The sequence below is a fragment of the Pseudomonas sp. Ors-4-3C genome, from assembly GCF_055755035.1.
The window spans coordinates 88,619-103,400 of sequence record NZ_CM146900.1; the positions used below are offsets into that span (position 1 = coordinate 88,619).

The following is a 14,782-nucleotide window of genomic DNA, read 5'->3' on the forward strand; positions in this document are numbered from 1 at the left end:
TTGGTCGCCCGGTTGACTGCCTTGCGGCGGTGACTGGTAGGATGTCGCCGCGCGGGAGCTTGCTCCCGCGTTGGCGTATCTGGAATACACGAATTTTTACAGCATGCGACAAGGTTCGCTTGCTGCTGGTATGGCCGGGAATGCTCCTGCTTTTCGCGCTGCAAGTACCAAACGAAGCAAAGACCAGGATCGTTGAATTGACGTGAGTTGGGTCCGGGCCTGTATTGGGGCTCAACGAGTTTGGCCATCCTCAGGAGGGGTTTGCCGGACGTCCTCAAGAGTGCAAAAGAATTATGGCAAAGCGTGACTATTACGAAGTATTGGGTGTTGAGCGTGGTTCAAGCGATGCAGACCTGAAGAAGGCCTATCGTCGTCTGGCGATGAAGCATCACCCGGACCGTAATCCCGATGACAAAGCGTCGGAAGAACTGTTCAAAGAGGCCAACGAGGCCTACGAAGTATTGTCCGATTCGAGCAAGCGCGCGGCGTACGACCAGTACGGTCATGCCGGTGTCGACCCAAGCATGGGTGGCGGTGGCGCCGGCTTCGGCGGGCAGAACTTCTCGGACATCTTTGGCGATGTCTTCAGTGACTTCTTCGGTGGCGGTCGTGGCGGTTCCCGTGGCGGCGCCCAGCGTGGCAGCGATCTGCGCTACACCCTGGAGCTGAATCTGGAAGAAGCGGTGCGCGGCACTACCGTGAATATCCGCGTTCCGACACTGGTCAATTGCAAGCCATGCGATGGTTCCGGCGCGAAGAAAGGCTCGTCGCCATCGACCTGCCCGACCTGCGGCGGCATCGGTCAGGTGCGCATGCAACAGGGCTTCTTCTCGGTGCAGCAGACCTGCCCGCGTTGCCATGGCCAGGGCAAGATCATTTCCGATCCGTGCGATTCCTGCCACGGCGATGGTCGCGTCGAAGAGTACAAGACCCTGTCGGTGAAAGTGCCGGCTGGCGTCGATACCGGCGACCGCATTCGTCTGTCGGGCGAAGGCGAAGCGGGTACTCAAGGTGGCCCGACTGGCGACTTGTACGTGGTGATCAACGTACGCGAGCACGACATCTTCCAGCGCGATGGCAAACACCTGTTCTGCGAAGTGCCGATCAGCTTCGTTGATGCGGCGCTCGGTGGTGAACTGGAAATCCCGACCCTCGACGGTCGCGTCAAACTGAAAATCCCTGAAGGTACCCAGACCGGCAAGCAGTTCCGCGTGCGCGGCAAAGGCGTGGCGCCAGTGCGTGGCGGTGGTGCGGGCGATCTGATGTGCCGTGTGGCTGTCGAGACGCCAGTCAATCTGAATCGCCGTCAGCGCGAATTGCTTGAAGAGTTCCGCAGCTCGCTGGCGGACGACAACAGCCACTCGCCGAAAACCACCGGTTGGTTCGATGGTGTGAAGCGCTTCTTCGGCGATCTGTAAGGAGTTGGCATGCGACGTATAGCTGTGATGGGCGCCGCCGGGCGCATGGGCAAGATTCTGGTCGAGGCCGTGCAACAGCGCGCGCCGCTGACCGGCCTGACCGCGGCGATCGTTCGTCCCGGCAGTACGCTGATCGGAGTGGACGCCGGTGAGCTGGCTTCGCTGGGTCGCATCGGTGTGCCGTTGTCCGGCAACCTCGAATCGGTGGCTGAAGAGTTCGATGTGCTGATCGACTTCACCCTGCCGGAAGTCATGCTGAAAAACCTCGCGTTCTGTCGCAAGGCCGGCAAGGCCATGGTCATCGGCACCACCGGGCTCGACGCTGCGCAAAAGCAGCTGCTAGCCGAGGCGGGCAAGGATATTCCGATCGTGTTCGCGGCCAACTTCAGCGTCGGGGTCAACCTGTCGCTGAAGCTGCTCGAGATGACCGCCCGGGTGCTGGGTGACGATGCGGACATCGAGATCATCGAGGCGCATCACCGGCACAAGATCGATGCGCCTTCGGGTACTGCCCTGCGCATGGGTGAGGTGATTGCCGATGCGCTGGATCGTGATCTGCACAAGGTCGCGGTCTATGGTCGTGAAGGCCACACGGGTGCGCGCGAGCGGGAAACCATCGGTTTCGCTACCGTGCGTGGTGGTGATGTGGTCGGCGATCACACCGTGCTGTTCGCTTGCGAAGGCGAGCGCCTGGAGATCACGCACAAGGCTTCCAGTCGCATGACATTCGCCAAGGGTGCGGTGCGTGCGGCGTTGTGGCTGGATGGTCGCGAGCCGGGTCTGTACGACATGCAGGACGTGCTCGACCTGCATTGATTGACTGTTTTACCCAGCGCAAACGCCCGGTTTGCGCTGGTTTTTCTACACCGCGCGACGGCCTGTCGCATTCTCCGGCCTTTTAGGCTCTTTAGCGGTGGACCAAAAAAGCCTTTTTCTGTAAGCTACAGCTTTAGTGTGTCCACTAAAAGCGCGCAGAATAATTCAGTGAAGAAGCGGGGTGACGTGTCCATACGTCACTCCGCTTTTTTACAACCTGCGATTGCCCTTTCATGCGTTATTTACGGGAGGTCTTCTTGACTAAGCCAGCCATACTCGCCCTTGCTGATGGCAGCATTTTTCGCGGCGAAGCCATTGGAGCCGACGGTCAAACCGTTGGTGAGGTGGTGTTCAACACCGCAATGACCGGCTATCAGGAAATCCTTACCGATCCTTCCTACGCCCAGCAGATCGTTACCCTGACTTACCCGCACATCGGCAACACCGGCACCACGCCGGAAGACGCCGAGTCTGACCGCGTATGGTCCGCTGGCCTGGTGATCCGTGACCTGCCGCTGGTAGCGAGCAACTGGCGTAACACGATGTCCCTGTCCGACTACCTGAAAGCCAACAACGTTGTGGCAATCGCTGGTATCGATACTCGTCGCCTGACCCGCATCCTGCGTGAAAAAGGCGCACAGAACGGCTGCATCATGGCCGGCGACAACATCTCCGAAGATGCTGCAATTGCCGCCGCGCAAGGCTTCCCGGGCCTGAAGGGCATGGATCTGGCGAAAGTCGTCAGCACCAAGGAAAAGTACGAATGGCGCTCCACTGTCTGGGACTTGAAGACCGACAGCCACGCGACCATCGAAGCCTCCGAGCTGCCATACCACGTGGTTGCCTACGACTACGGCGTCAAACTGAACATCCTGCGCATGCTGGTCGAGCGCGGTTGCCGCGTGACCGTGGTGCCGGCGCAAACCCCGGCGGCCGACGTGCTGGCACTCAAGCCGGACGGCGTGTTCCTGTCCAACGGCCCTGGTGACCCGGAGCCTTGCGACTACGCGATCAAGGCGATCAAGGAAGTGCTGGAAACCGAAATTCCGGTCTTCGGTATCTGCCTCGGTCACCAGCTGCTGGCTCTGGCCTCCGGCGCCAAGACCCTGAAAATGGGCCATGGCCACCACGGTGCCAACCACCCGGTGCAGGATCTGGACACTGGCGTCGTGATGATCACCAGCCAGAACCACGGTTTCGCGGTTGACGAAGCGACCCTGCCAGCCAACGTGCGTGCGATCCACAAATCGCTGTTCGACGGCACCCTGCAAGGTATCGAGCGCACCGACAAGAGCGCGTTCAGCTTCCAGGGCCACCCTGAAGCGAGCCCGGGCCCGAACGATGTGGCGCCCCTGTTCGACCGCTTCATCAACGAGATGGCCAAGCGACGCTAAGCGTTCGCCTTGAGACTGTAGCGAGAAGCCCTCGAGGGCGGCCCCGACACCGGTGGCGCCCCTCAGGGCTTCAGAAATCGATCAAGACGGCTTGCCGACTGACCTGCGGATTTGAGTGACAAACCCATGCCAAAACGTACAGACATTAAAAGCATCCTGATTCTCGGCGCTGGCCCGATCGTTATCGGCCAGGCCTGCGAATTCGACTACTCCGGCGCCCAGGCCTGCAAAGCCCTGCGCGAGGAGGGTTACCGCGTCATCCTGGTGAACTCCAACCCGGCCACCATCATGACCGACCCGGACATGGCCGACGCCACGTACATCGAGCCGATCAAGTGGCAGACCGTGGCCAAGATCATCGAAAAAGAGCGTCCGGATGCAGTGCTGCCAACCATGGGCGGCCAGACTGCACTGAACTGCGCCCTGGACCTGGAGCGCGAAGGCGTCCTGGAAAAGTTCGGCGTGGAAATGATCGGCGCCAACGCCGACACCATCGACAAGGCTGAAGACCGTTCGCGTTTCGACAAGGCCATGAAGTCGATCGGCCTGGAATGCCCGCGTTCCGGTATCGCCCACAGCATGGAAGAAGCCAACGCCGTCCTCGAGCGTCTGGGCTTCCCGTGCATCATCCGTCCGTCCTTCACCATGGGCGGCACCGGTGGCGGTATCGCGTACAATCGTGAAGAGTTCGAAGAAATCTGCGCCCGCGGTCTGGACCTGTCGCCGACCAAAGAGCTGCTGATCGACGAATCGCTGATCGGCTGGAAAGAATACGAAATGGAAGTTGTCCGCGACAAAAAGGACAACTGCATCATCGTCTGCTCGATCGAAAACTTCGATCCGATGGGCGTGCACACCGGTGACTCGATCACCGTGGCTCCGGCACAGACCCTGACCGACAAGGAATACCAGATCCTGCGTAACGCCTCGCTGGCGGTACTGCGTGAGATCGGAGTCGAGACCGGCGGTTCCAACGTGCAGTTCGGCATCTGCCCGGACACCGGCCGCATGGTCGTGATCGAGATGAACCCGCGTGTATCGCGTTCCTCGGCACTGGCTTCGAAAGCCACCGGGTTCCCGATCGCCAAAGTCGCGGCCAAACTGGCGGTGGGCTACACCCTCGACGAACTGTCGAACGACATCACCGGCGGCAAGACCCCGGCGTCCTTCGAGCCGTCGATCGACTACGTCGTGACCAAGCTGCCACGTTTCGCTTTCGAGAAATTCGCCAACGCTGACGCACGCCTGACCACTCAAATGAAGTCGGTCGGTGAAGTCATGGCCATCGGTCGCACCTTCCAGGAATCCCTGCAGAAAGCCCTGCGCGGTCTGGAAGTCGGTGTTTGCGGTCTGGACGAGAAGCTCGACCTGAGCAACCCGGAAAGCATGAGCATCCTCAAGCGCGAGCTGACCGTGCCGGGCGCCGAGCGTATCTGGTACGTGGCGGACGCCTTCCGCGCCGGCCTGACCGTCGAAGACATCTTCGGCATGAACATGATCGACCCGTGGTTCCTGGTGCAGATCGAAGATCTGATCAAGGACGAAGAGAAGGTCAAGACCCTCGGTCTGTCCGCCATCGACCGTGACCTGATGTTCAAACTCAAGCGCAAAGGCTTCTCCGATCAGCGTCTGGCAAAACTGCTGGGTGTGACCGAGAAGAATCTGCGTACTCACCGTCAAAAACTGGAAGTGTTCCCGGTCTACAAGCGCGTTGACACCTGCGCCGCCGAGTTCGCCACCGACACCGCTTACCTCTACTCGACGTACGAGGAAGAGTGCGAAGCCGCGCCGTCCGGTCGTGACAAGATCATGATTCTGGGTGGCGGTCCGAACCGTATCGGCCAGGGCATCGAGTTCGACTACTGCTGCGTACACGCGGCCCTCGCACTGCGCGAAGACGGCTACGAAACCATCATGGTCAACTGCAACCCGGAAACCGTTTCCACCGACTACGATACTTCCGACCGTCTGTATTTCGAGCCGGTAACCCTGGAAGACGTGCTGGAAATCTGCCGCGTCGAGAAGCCGAAAGGCGTGATCGTCCAGTACGGCGGCCAGACGCCGCTGAAACTGGCGCGTGCCCTGGAAGCCGCTGGCGTGCCGATCATCGGCACCAGCCCTGACGCCATCGACCGTGCCGAAGACCGTGAGCGCTTCCAGCAAATGGTCGAGCGCCTGAACCTGCGTCAGCCGCCAAACGCCACCGTGCGCAGCGAAGACGAAGCTGTTCGTGCTGCCGCGAAAATCGGTTATCCGCTGGTGGTGCGCCCGTCCTACGTACTGGGCGGCCGCGCGATGGAAATCGTTTACAAGGAAGACGAACTCAAGCGCTACCTGCGTGATGCGGTGCAAGTCTCCAACGACAGCCCGGTGCTGCTCGACCACTTCCTCAACTGCGCCATCGAGATGGACGTGGATGCGGTCTGCGACGGCAAAGACGTGGTGATCGGCGCGATCATGCAGCACATCGAACAGGCGGGCGTTCACTCCGGTGACTCCGCGTGCTCGCTGCCGCCTTACTCGCTGCCGGCGCACATCCAGGACGAGATGCGCGAACAGGTCAAGAAAATGGCCCTGGAACTGGGCGTTGTCGGCCTGATGAACGTGCAACTGGCGCTGCAGGGCGAAGACATCTACGTCATCGAAGTCAACCCGCGCGCTTCGCGTACCGTACCGTTCGTGTCCAAGTGCATCGGTGTTTCCCTGGCAATGATCGCTGCTCGCGTCATGGCCGGTAAGACCCTGAAGGAAATCGGCTTTACCAAGGAAATCATCCCGAACTTCTACAGCGTGAAAGAGGCGGTGTTCCCGTTCGCCAAATTCCCTGGCGTTGACCCGATCCTCGGCCCGGAGATGAAGTCCACCGGTGAAGTGATGGGCGTCGGCGACACCTTCGGTGAAGCATTCGCCAAGGCCCAGATGGGCGCGAGCGAAGTGCTGCCGACCGGCGGTACCGCGTTCATCAGCGTGCGTGACGATGACAAGCCGCTGGTTGCAGGCGTGGCCCGTGATCTGATCAACTTGGGCTTCGAAGTGGTCGCCACTGCCGGTACTGCCAAGCTGATCGAAGCCGCAGGCCTGAAAGTGCGCCGTGTGAACAAGGTGACCGAGGGTCGTCCGCACGTGGTCGACATGATCAAGAATGACGAAGTCACCCTGATCATCAACACCACCGAAGGCCGTCAGTCGATCGCTGATTCCTACTCCATTCGTCGTAATGCCCTGCAGCACAAGATCTACTGCACCACCACCATTGCTGCGGGCGAGGCTATCTGTGAAGCGCTGAAGTTCGGTCCCGAGAAGACCGTGCGCCGCTTGCAGGATTTACACGCAGGATTGAAGGCATGATCAAATACCCAATGACCGTCCAGGGCGCGAAAGCCCTGGAAGAAGAACACGCTCATCTGACCAAGGTCGTTCGTCCGAAACTCAGCCAGGACATCGGTACGGCTCGCGAGTTGGGTGACCTGAAGGAAAACGCTGAATACCATGCCGCCCGCGAACAGCAAGGCATGGTCGAGGCGCGGATCCGTGACATCGAAGGCCGGATCCAGAATCAGGTCATCATCGATGTCACGACCATTCCGCACACCGGCAAAGTGATCTTCGGTACTACCGTCGAGATCGCCAACGTCGAGACGGATGAGAGCGTCACTTACCACATCGTCGGTGAGGATGAGGCTGACTTCAAACTCGGCAAGATTTCGGTTGGCTCGCCTCTGGCCCGCGCCTTGATCGGCAAGGAAGAGGGCGATGTGGTCGCAGTGAAAACGCCAAGCGGCGTTATCGAGTACGAGATTGTCGAAGTCCGTCATATCTGAAGGCAGGCGCCCGCTACGTGCGGGCGCCATGCTTTGGCAGCTGACCCAGATGTTGTGGGTCGGCGGCTTCTGGCTGATTCATCTCGGTTTGCGAGCGGTGTTGGGCAAGATTGGCCTGGCACCATTGCTGATCGATGAGATTGCCGATGCGTTCGAAGTGCCGGTGGTGAGTTTTGCCGCCGCATGCGTAATTTTTCAGGCTTTGGTGCTGGTACAGGCCGAGGGCCTTGCCAGTCTATGGCGGGACTTTCGTGGGCAGGTGTTGCTGATGGCGTTGTATGCGTGTGCGATGTTTGTCGCCGTGCGTGTCGGCTGGCCGCAAGCGCAGCGCTGGCAGGAGTTCAGTTTTCTGGTGTTGGGCTTTTCCGGTCTGGTGCTGGTGTTGCAACCGGTTCCGGGATGGAGCGGGAGGGTGCGCGAAGCACACCCTTGACCCTTGTCATCACTTGAAGCGATGAACGTTCGACAGCTGCTTGTTGACGCTGAAGTTCTTGCGATAAACCAGTGCCATCTTGCCGATGACCTGAACCAGGTCTGCTTTGCCGACCTTGCACAGTTCTGCAATGTGCGCCAGGCGCGACTCGCGGTCGAGGATGTTGAGCTTGATCTTGATCAGCTCATGATCCGCCAATGCGCGTTCGAGTTCGGCTAACACACCTTCAGTCAAACCGTTGTCAGCCACAGTCAAAACTGGTTTCAGATGGTGGCCAATGGATTTGTACTGTTTCTTCTGCTCTGGAGTGAGCGGCATAATCTGACCCTTTCGTCTGGATTCTGTAAAATGGCGGCCATTTTACCCGAGGGTTCGTGGATCCGCCCAATTAATCACGACCCTTATTATCGAGGTGCCCAATGGCGCGTTCCAAGACAAGCCTTGGTTGGCTGAAACGACATGTCAACGATCCTTATGTGAAGCAGGCGCAGAAGGATGGCTACCGCTCGCGTGCGAGTTACAAGCTTCTGGAGATCCAGGAGAAATACAAGCTGATCCGTTCCGGCATGAGCGTTGTCGACCTGGGCGCGGCGCCCGGCGGCTGGTCGCAGGTCACCAGCCGGTTGATCGGCGGTCAGGGCCGCCTGATCGCGTCGGACATCCTGGAAATGGACAGCATCCCGGACGTGACTTTCATCCAGGGTGACTTCACCGAGGACGAAGTGCTCGCGCGGATCCTTGAGGCCGTGGGTAATTCGCAGGTGGACCTTGTGATTTCCGATATGGCCCCCAATATGAGTGGTACGCCTGAGGTAGACATGCCCAAAGCCATGTTCCTTTGTGAGCTGGCGCTTGATCTGGCGGAGCGGATACTCAAACCGGGCGGTAACTTCGTGATCAAGATTTTTCAGGGCGAAGGTTTCGATGTTTACCTGAAGGATGCTCGCAAGAAATTCGACAAGATCCAGATGATCAAGCCGGATTCGTCCCGTGGCAGCTCCCGCGAGCAATATATGCTGGCTTGGGGCTACCGCGGCGGTAACGAGTAAAACGAGTTTTTTGGCCGGGGTGATAGGTTTTTCGTATTTTGCCCCGCGTGCATAAGCGAATATTGTGTAGAAAGTGTTTCACAAAGGGTTACAGACGGCGCCTGCCAGAGTTGTAGGTAATGTAGTAAGTTAGGCCGGTGAATATCATGCGAAGCGCGCGCCAGTAGCGGAGCTTGCTTCAGAGGGTAGTTAATTGAACGATATGGCAAAGAATCTGATCCTGTGGTTGATCATCGCGGCAGTCCTCGTGACGGTGATGAACAACTTCTCCAGCCCTAACGAGCCGCAGACCCTCAACTATTCCGACTTCATCCAGCAGGTCAAGGATGGCAAGGTCGAGCGCGTAGCCGTTGACGGCTATGTGATTACCGGCAAACGCAACGATGGCGACAGCTTCAAGACCATTCGTCCGGCGATCCAGGACAATGGCCTGATCGGCGATCTGGTCGACAATCACGTTGTGGTTGAAGGCAAGCAGCCTGAACAGCAAAGCATCTGGACTCAACTCCTGGTGGCCAGCTTCCCGATCCTGGTGATCATTGCGGTGTTCATGTTCTTCATGCGCCAGATGCAGGGTGGCGCCGGGGGCAAGGGTGGACCGATGAGCTTCGGCAAGAGCAAGGCGCGCCTGCTCTCCGAAGATCAGGTGAAAACCACCCTGGCTGACGTTGCGGGTTGCGACGAAGCCAAGGAAGAAGTCGGCGAGCTGGTTGAGTTCCTGCGTGATCCGGGTAAGTTCCAACGCCTGGGCGGTCGTATCCCTCGCGGTGTGCTGATGGTCGGTCCTCCGGGTACCGGTAAAACCTTGCTGGCCAAAGCGATTGCCGGCGAAGCGAAGGTACCGTTCTTCACTATTTCCGGTTCTGACTTCGTTGAAATGTTCGTGGGTGTCGGTGCAAGCCGCGTTCGTGACATGTTCGAGCAGGCCAAGAAACACGCACCGTGCATCATCTTCATCGACGAAATCGACGCCGTTGGTCGCCATCGTGGCGCCGGCATGGGCGGTGGTCACGACGAGCGCGAGCAGACTCTCAACCAGTTGCTGGTGGAGATGGATGGCTTCGAAATGAATGACGGCATCATCGTGATCGCCGCTACCAACCGTCCTGACGTACTCGACCCTGCGCTGCTGCGTCCGGGCCGTTTCGACCGTCAGGTGGTTGTAGGTTTGCCGGATATCCGTGGTCGCGAGCAGATCCTCAAGGTTCACATGCGCAAAGTGCCAATGGGCGACGACGTTGCTCCGGCCGTTATCGCACGCGGTACCCCGGGCTTCTCCGGTGCGGACCTGGCCAACCTGGTCAACGAGGCTTCGCTGTTCGCTGCACGCAGCGGCAAGCGCATCGTTGAAATGAAAGAATTCGAACTGGCCAAAGACAAGATCATGATGGGCGCCGAGCGCAAATCGATGGTCATGTCCGAGAAAGAAAAACAGAACACCGCTTATCACGAAGCTGGCCACGCCATTGTTGGTCGCGTCGTGCCTGAGCATGATCCGGTCTACAAGGTCTCGATCATTCCGCGTGGTCGTGCGCTGGGTGTGACCATGTTCCTGCCGGAAGAAGATCGCTACAGTCTGTCCAAGCGTGCGCTGATCAGTCAGATCTGCTCGCTGTACGGCGGCCGTATCGCCGAAGAAATGACTCTTGGTTTCGACGGTGTGACCACCGGCGCTTCCAACGACATCATGCGTGCCAGTCAGATTGCGCGGAACATGGTGACCAAGTGGGGCCTGTCGGAAAAACTCGGTCCGCTGATGTACGCCGAAGAAGAGGGCGAAGTGTTCCTCGGTCGCGGTGGTGGTGGTCAGAATGCCAGTTTCTCCGGTGAGACCGCCAAGCTGATCGACTCCGAAGTGCGTAGCATCATCGATCAGTGCTACGGCACGGCCAAGCAGATCCTCACGGACAACCGTGACAAGCTGGATGCCATGGCCGATGCGCTGATGAAGTACGAAACCATCGATGCCGAGCAGATCGACGACATCATGGCGGGTCGTACGCCCCGCGAACCGCGTGACTGGACAGGTGGCACCGGTACGCCTCCGCCTCCAGTGATCCAGGATGAGCGTCCGGAAACACCGATCGGCGGTCCGGCTGCTGACGTTTAAGGTTTGAAATGACTTCTGCACAGTCCCTGACCCGGTTGCCTTGCGGCAACCGGGTTCTTGATTTGGCCCGGACGCATGTCATGGGCATTCTCAATGTCACTCCCGATTCCTTTTCCGATGGCGGCCGCTACAGTCAGCTCGACGTGGCCTTGCGTCACGCCGAAGCCATGGTGGCTGCTGGCGCGACGCTGATTGATGTCGGCGGTGAATCGACCCGGCCCGGCGCTCGAGCGGTTTCGCCGCTGGAAGAGCTGGAGCGCGTAGCTCCGATTGTGGAGCTGATCAATCGCGAGCTGGATGTGGTGATCTCGGTTGATACTTCGACACCTGCAGTGATGCGCGAAACTGCGCGGCTCGGTGCCGGGTTGATCAATGACGTGCGCTCGCTGCGCCGTGATGGTGCGCTGGATGCCGCTGCGGCGACCGGGTTGCCGGTATGTCTGATGCACATGCTCGGTGAGCCAGGTGACATGCAGGACAATCCACACTATCAGGACGTTACCCGGGAAGTGGGTGAGTTTCTGGCCGAGCGCATGGCTCAATGTGCGGCGGCGGGTATTCCTGCCGAGCGGATCATTCTTGATCCCGGTTTCGGTTTCGCCAAAACCCTGCAGCACAATCTAAGCTTGTTCAAGCATATGGAAGCCCTGCATGCGCTGGGGCGTCCGCTATTGGTCGGTGTCTCACGCAAAAGCATGATTGGTCAGGCGCTGAATCGTCAGGTGGGCGAGCGTCTGCATGGTGGTCTGGCACTCGCGGCACTGGCGTCAGTGAAAGGAGCGCGTATATTGCGCGTCCATGATGTGGCGGAAACGGTAGACGTGGTGCGAATGCTCGCGGCCGTGGAATCAGCCGAATAAGAATGATGGAGCACTTATGAGCAAGAAATACTTTGGTACTGACGGTATTCGTGGTCGTGTCGGTGAATACCCGATCACTCCGGACTTCATGCTCAAGCTCGGCTGGGCGGCTGGCATGGCCTTTCGCAAGATGGGCGCCTGCAAGGTTCTGGTCGGCAAGGACACGCGAATCTCCGGCTACATGTTCGAGTCGGCGCTTGAAGCAGGCCTGACGTCGGCGGGTGCCGATGTAATGCTGCTCGGCCCGATGCCGACGCCGGCGATTGCCTATCTGTCGCGCACGTTCCAGGCCGAAGCAGGCATCGTGATCAGTGCTTCGCACAATCCGCATGATGATAATGGAATCAAGTTCTTCTCCGGCAAGGGCACGAAGCTGCCTGATGAACTGGAGCTTATGATCGAAGAACTGCTCGACACCCCGATGACCGTGGTCGAGTCGAGCAAGATTGGCAAGGTGTCGCGGATCAACGATGCTTCGGGTCGCTACATCGAATTCTGCAAAAGCAGCGTGCCGAGCGGTACCAGTTTTTCCGGTTTGAAGATCGTGATCGACTGCGCACATGGTGCGACCTACAAGGTTGCTCCAAGTGTATTCCGTGAGTTGGGTGCTGAAGTGGTCGTGCTTTCGGCTCAGCCCAATGGTCTGAACATCAATGAAAATTGCGGTTCGACCCATATGGGGCCGTTGCAGGCTGCTGTATTGGCTGAGCACGCTGATCTGGGTATCGCCTTCGATGGCGACGGTGATCGGGTGTTGATGGTCGATCACACTGGCGCCATCGTCGATGGTGACGAGCTGCTGTTCATCATTGCGCGCGATCTGCACGAGCGTGGCAAGTTGCAGGGTGGCGTGGTCGGTACTCTGATGAGCAACCTGGGTCTTGAGCTCGCGTTGGCGGATCTCTCGATTCCGTTCATTCGAGCGAATGTCGGTGATCGCTATGTGATCGCCGAGCTGCTGGAGCGCAACTGGCTGGTAGGTGGTGAGAATTCGGGCCACATCGTCTGCTTCAATCACACCACAACAGGTGATGCGATCATTGCTGCGTTGCAGGTGTTGATGGCATTGAAAGCCCGCAATGAAGGTCTTGCGCAAACGCGTCAGGTCTTGCGCAAGTGCCCTCAAGTGCTGATCAATGTGCGTTTCGGTGGTGGCGAAAGCCCGCTTGAGCATCCGGCTGTCAAGGAAGCCAGTGCGCGGGTAACCCAGGCGATGGCGGGTCGAGGTCGTGTGCTTCTGCGCAAGTCCGGCACAGAGCCGCTGGTGCGTGTGATGGTCGAAGGCGAGGATGAAACTCAGGTTCGCAGCTATGCCGAAGAACTGGCAAAACTGGTAAGTGAAGTTTCTGCCTGATTCGGCTTGCCAGCCATGATTGTGTTGGGTAACATCTGCGCCCACTTTGACCGACGAGGTACAGCATGCGTCGCCCTATGGTAGCTGGTAACTGGAAGATGCACGGTACCCGCGCCAGCGTCGCTGAGCTGATCAACGGCCTTCGTCATCTGGCCTTGCCAAGCGGTGTTGATGTCGCGGTATTCCCGCCTTGCTTGCATATCAATCAAGTGATTGATGGTTTGAAAGGCAAATCGATTTCGGTCGGTGCGCAGAATTCTGCGGTGGAATCCATGCAAGGTGCATTGACCGGTGAAATTGCACCGAGTCAGTTGGTGGATGCAGGTTGTTCCCTGGTGCTTGTCGGGCACTCCGAACGCCGCCAGATAATGGGCGAGCGAGACGGGATGCTGAATCGCAAGTTCGCAGCGGCACAGGCATGTGGCTTGATTCCGGTGTTGTGTGTAGGGGAAACCCTCGAGCAGCGCGAAGCCGGAAAAACTCTTGAGGTTGTCGGGCGTCAGCTGGGCAGCATCATCGAGGAGCTGGGTGTAGGTGCCTTTGCCAATGCAGTTATTGCTTACGAGCCTGTCTGGGCCATTGGTACCGGACTGACTGCAACGCCGCAACAGGCTCAGGATGTGCACAAAGCCATTCGCGAGCAGTTGGCGGCAGAGAATTCTGAAGTCGCACGAGGTGTGCGGCTTCTATACGGCGGCAGCGTGAAGGCGGCCAATGCGGTCGAACTGTTCGGCATGCCGGATATCGATGGGGGGCTCATTGGTGGAGCTTCCCTGAATGCAGATGAGTTCGGTGCGATTTGTCGCGCCGCGGGAAACTGAAAAAATGCTGGAAACAGTCGTAGTCGTTTTTCATCTGCTGGGTGCATTGGGCGTAGTTGCTCTGGTTTTGCTGCAGCAGGGTAAGGGTGCGGACGCTGGCGCGTCTTTCGGAGCAGGTGCTTCAAATACTGTGTTCGGAAGCCAAGGTTCCTCTACCTTTCTTAGTAAGTTTACTGCTATACTTGCCGCCGGTTTCTTCATAACCAGCCTGGGGTTAGGTTACTTTGCTAAAGAGAAAGCTCATCAGCTGACTCAAGCAGGTTTGCCAGATCCAGCAGTGTTGGAAGTACCTAAGCAACAAAAACCGGCTTCTGATGATGTCCCGGTGCTTCAAGAGCAAAAGTCGGCTACTACAGCGACTGACGTACCTCCAGCTCAAGAGCAGAAGTAAGAAGGGTTTCAAACGTAGTTTTGCCGAGGTGGTGGAATTGGTAGACACGCAACCTTGAGGTGGTTGTGCCCATAGGGTGTAGGGGTTCGAGTCCCCTTCTCGGTACCAATTAGTCAGGAGAGCCCGCTGTTGCGGGCTTTCTTGCAGGTGGAAGGTTACATTGACCCTATAAGGGATCGGTCGTATACTTCCGCCCCAGCTTTGTCGCGGGGTGGAGCAGTCTGGTAGCTCGTCGGGCTCATAACCCGAAGGTCGTCGGTTCAAATCCGGCCCCCGCAACCAGTTTAAGGAGCCCCTTTTCAGGGGCTTTTTGTT

The 14,782-nt window shown here is 58.5% G+C and carries 13 protein-coding genes and 2 tRNA genes; 14 read left to right on the plus strand and 1 reads right to left on the minus strand.

Annotated elements, in window-relative coordinates; translation table 11 throughout:
• Window positions 1-293 precede the first annotated feature (293 nt).
• The 6 genes from dnaJ to ACVHNU_RS00405 all read left to right on the plus strand — a co-directional run bounded on the left by dnaJ (window position 294) and on the right by ACVHNU_RS00405 (window position 7,882).
• A complete protein-coding gene (dnaJ, locus tag ACVHNU_RS00380) occupies window positions 294-1,418 on the plus strand; it encodes a molecular chaperone DnaJ (protein ID WP_003221522.1) in 1,125 nt (374 codons plus the stop codon).
• Window positions 1,419-1,427: 9 nt separating this feature from the next.
• Window positions 1,428-2,234, plus strand: coding sequence for a 4-hydroxy-tetrahydrodipicolinate reductase (dapB, locus tag ACVHNU_RS00385; RefSeq protein ID WP_262143704.1), 807 nt, complete (start codon window positions 1,428-1,430; stop codon window positions 2,232-2,234).
• A gap of 257 nt (window positions 2,235-2,491) precedes the next feature.
• Window positions 2,492-3,628 carry a glutamine-hydrolyzing carbamoyl-phosphate synthase small subunit gene (gene carA, locus ACVHNU_RS00390; RefSeq protein WP_473018784.1) on the plus strand — a complete coding sequence of 379 codons (1,137 nt, stop codon included), beginning with the start codon at window positions 2,492-2,494 and terminating at the stop codon, window positions 3,626-3,628.
• Between the two features lie 126 nt (window positions 3,629-3,754).
• Window positions 3,755-6,976: a carbamoyl-phosphate synthase large subunit gene (gene carB, locus ACVHNU_RS00395; RefSeq protein WP_003221526.1), complete on the plus strand. Its 3,222-nt coding sequence runs from the start codon at window positions 3,755-3,757 to the stop codon at window positions 6,974-6,976.
• Window positions 6,973-7,449 (plus strand): transcription elongation factor GreA, encoded by a 477-nt coding sequence (gene greA / locus ACVHNU_RS00400; RefSeq protein ID WP_003221530.1) that lies wholly within the window; start codon window positions 6,973-6,975, stop codon window positions 7,447-7,449. Before carB ends, greA begins: the two co-directional genes overlap by 4 nt.
• 28 nt (window positions 7,450-7,477) lie before the next feature.
• Window positions 7,478-7,882 (plus strand): hypothetical protein, encoded by a 405-nt coding sequence (locus ACVHNU_RS00405; RefSeq protein ID WP_003221532.1) that lies wholly within the window; start codon window positions 7,478-7,480, stop codon window positions 7,880-7,882.
• A gap of 9 nt (window positions 7,883-7,891) precedes the next feature.
• Here ACVHNU_RS00405 and ACVHNU_RS00410 read toward each other — a convergent pair whose 3' ends face one another.
• Window positions 7,892-8,200 (minus strand): YhbY family RNA-binding protein, encoded by a 309-nt coding sequence (locus ACVHNU_RS00410; RefSeq protein WP_003221534.1) that lies wholly within the window; start codon window positions 8,198-8,200, stop codon window positions 7,892-7,894.
• Between the two features lie 101 nt (window positions 8,201-8,301).
• Between ACVHNU_RS00410 and rlmE the strand changes: the two genes are divergently transcribed.
• The 8 genes from rlmE (at window position 8,302) to ACVHNU_RS00450 (ending at window position 14,749) form a co-directional block, all read left to right on the plus strand.
• A complete protein-coding gene (gene rlmE / locus ACVHNU_RS00415; RefSeq protein ID WP_003221536.1) occupies window positions 8,302-8,931 on the plus strand; it encodes a 23S rRNA (uridine(2552)-2'-O)-methyltransferase RlmE in 630 nt (209 codons plus the stop codon).
• 202 nt (window positions 8,932-9,133) lie between these two features.
• Window positions 9,134-11,041, plus strand: a complete 1,908-nt coding sequence (ftsH, locus tag ACVHNU_RS00420; protein WP_027610779.1) for an ATP-dependent zinc metalloprotease FtsH — start codon at window positions 9,134-9,136, stop codon at window positions 11,039-11,041.
• A gap of 8 nt (window positions 11,042-11,049) precedes the next feature.
• Window positions 11,050-11,901, plus strand: a complete 852-nt coding sequence (gene folP / locus ACVHNU_RS00425; protein ID WP_103484333.1) for a dihydropteroate synthase — start codon at window positions 11,050-11,052, stop codon at window positions 11,899-11,901.
• Between the two features lie 16 nt (window positions 11,902-11,917).
• A complete protein-coding gene (gene glmM, locus ACVHNU_RS00430; RefSeq protein ID WP_400509730.1) occupies window positions 11,918-13,255 on the plus strand; it encodes a phosphoglucosamine mutase in 1,338 nt (445 codons plus the stop codon).
• Window positions 13,256-13,320: 65 nt separating this feature from the next.
• Window positions 13,321-14,076 carry a triose-phosphate isomerase gene (gene tpiA / locus ACVHNU_RS00435; protein WP_003221542.1) on the plus strand — a complete coding sequence of 252 codons (756 nt, stop codon included), beginning with the start codon at window positions 13,321-13,323 and terminating at the stop codon, window positions 14,074-14,076.
• Window positions 14,077-14,080: 4 nt separating this feature from the next.
• Complete coding sequence (secG, locus tag ACVHNU_RS00440) at window positions 14,081-14,467, plus strand: preprotein translocase subunit SecG (RefSeq protein ID WP_473020044.1); 387 nt, start codon at window positions 14,081-14,083, stop codon at window positions 14,465-14,467.
• Window positions 14,468-14,489: 22 nt separating this feature from the next.
• Window positions 14,490-14,575: transfer RNA gene (locus ACVHNU_RS00445), tRNA-Leu, on the plus strand.
• Between the two features lie 97 nt (window positions 14,576-14,672).
• Window positions 14,673-14,749, plus strand: a tRNA-Met gene (locus ACVHNU_RS00450).
• The last annotated feature ends 33 nt before the right edge of the window (window positions 14,750-14,782 follow it).